Annotated in this window: 2 protein-coding genes; both read left to right on the top strand. The window is 42.1% G+C overall.

Annotated features, from left to right (window positions below; genetic code table 11):
• Window positions 1-875: glycosyltransferase family 4 protein (locus ACEW8U_RS18480; RefSeq protein ID WP_373523539.1), on the top strand; the 875-nt coding region annotated here is incomplete at its 5' end.
• On the top strand, window positions 868-1,992 hold the full coding sequence (locus ACEW8U_RS18485) for a glycosyltransferase (RefSeq protein WP_373523540.1): 1,125 nt from the start codon (window positions 868-870) through the stop codon (window positions 1,990-1,992). The genes ACEW8U_RS18480 and ACEW8U_RS18485, both read left to right, overlap by 8 nt.
• Window positions 1,993-2,175 lie beyond the last annotated feature (183 nt).

Below are 2,175 nucleotides of genomic sequence, written 5' to 3' on the forward strand. Positions count from 1 at the left end.
GCCTGATCAAAGAAAAGAAAATCACCCATGTCTATTCCAATACCGCAGCAGTGCTGGTAGGTGCATTGGCAGCCAAAAGTACCGGCACAAAACATATCTGGCACCTGCATGAGATCTTGGTTTCCCCAAAGTGGTTTGTTCTCTTGATGGGAAAAATGATCAACCGCTATGCAGATAAAGTAGTGGTCGTGTCCCAAGCCGTTTGGGACAGTTGGAAAGTTTGGGTCGATGAATCCAAGATGGTATTGTTGTACAATGGTATTGACTATGACCCCTATTTGCAAGACAGTCCCAATATCCTTCATGAGATCCCATCTGAAAAAGACAAATTATTTATCGGAATGATCGGTAGGGTAAGTCATTGGAAGGGTCAGCTGTACTTTCTGGATATAGCAAAACTTCTACTTGAAAAACATCAAAACATCCATTTTCTGATTGTCGGTGATGCCTATCCGGGAACTGAAAACTTTGTGACTGAAATGTTGGCAAAAATCAAAACCTTGGCTTTGGAAAAAGAGGTAACCTATTTGGGATATCGGGAGGACATTCCTGACATTCTTCGTAGTTTGGATATCTTTGTTTTGCCTTCCATACTTCCTGACCCACTACCAACCGTTGTCCTGGAGGCCATGGCTTCTGCCAAACCAGTGGTGGCAACAGCACATGGAGGAGCATGTGAGATGCTGTTGGATGGGGAAACAGGGTTTTTGATTCCTTGGGACAAAGCTGATAAGGCAGCAGCAGCAATTGAAAAGTTGATTTTGGATAAATACAAAAGATTGGAAATGGGAAGTAATGGAAGAAAGAGGGTTTTGGAGGAATTCTCTCCTAAGGCATATCAGTCTAATTTCGTAAAACTTTTTGAGCATGAATAAACATACAGGACCATTAAAAGTCGCCATACTTGGGACCAAAGGTTATCCTTATGTGTACAGTGGCTATGAAACCTTGGTCAAAGAACTAGGGGAGCGACTCCAAAAAAGAGGCGTTGAGGTACGAGTATATTGTCACCGCCCACTTTTTAAGAACAAACCCAAAGAAGTAAATGGCATTAAGTTGATCTATACCCCAGCCATCGAAACCAAGAACCTTACCCAACTTTCGCATTCATTTATCTCCATGACACATGCCTGTTTTTCAGATGTGGATGTCATCTTTGTATGCAATAGCGGCAATGGCCTGTTTGGTATCATCTCTAGGATTTTCAGGAAGCCGACTGCGATCAATGTTGACGGATTGGAATGGCTGCGTCCAAAGTGGAAAGGACTGGGAGCAAAGTATTTCCTTTTTGCTTCAAAGATGGCCACCAAATTTTATGACCGTATCATCAATGATTCGGATGAAATGCAAAAGGTCTACGAAGAACTGTTCAATGCCAAATCCACGGTCATCGCCTATGGTGCCAACCCCTCTTATGACTCTGATCCGAGTAAAATAGAAAAATGGGGACTTGAAAAGGAAGGCTATTACCTGATTGTGGGTAGGATGATCCCTGACAACAATGCCGACCTGATCCTCGAAGGTTTTATCCAATCGGATTCAACCCGAAAATTGGTTATCGTAGGAGATGTTCCTTTTCAGGATGAATATGCTATCAGGCTTAAGAACATGAAAGATGACAGGTTGCAATTCACAGGTTATATCACCGACCCCGAAGAACTGAAAGCCCTATACCACAATTGCTTTGCCTACTTTCATGGGCATGAGTATGGCGGCACCAACCCTACCTTGATCAAAGCTATGGCTTATGGCTGTGCCATCCTTGCTTTGGATACCCGCTTCAGCCGGGAAACCTTGCAAGACGGAAAGCATGGATGGTTTTTTGAAAAAGATGCGGCTTCAGTTGCGAAATTGCTTGTAAAAGCAGAGGAATCACCCAAAGAAATGCAGATACTCCGCGAAACCGCTAGAGAAGGATTGACTGATAAATACAATTGGGATAGGGTAACGGATAGGTATTTGGAGGTTTTTGAAGAGTTGAGGAATCCCTAGACCTTTGAGGTTTTTTTTTGAACCTCGAAGGTCTTTCAGGTAATATTATCTTACTTTTTACCACATAGAAGCATAGGGCACATAGTTTTACTATTCCATCACTTTGAAATGGCTTAAAAAACATTTCATAAAAGGCTATGTGATCTATATGTCCTATGTGGTATTCAAAAAAAAATAAAGCTT

The organism is Aquiflexum sp. (genome assembly GCF_041751335.1).
Classification (GTDB): Bacteria; Bacteroidota; Bacteroidia; order Cytophagales; family Cyclobacteriaceae; genus Aquiflexum.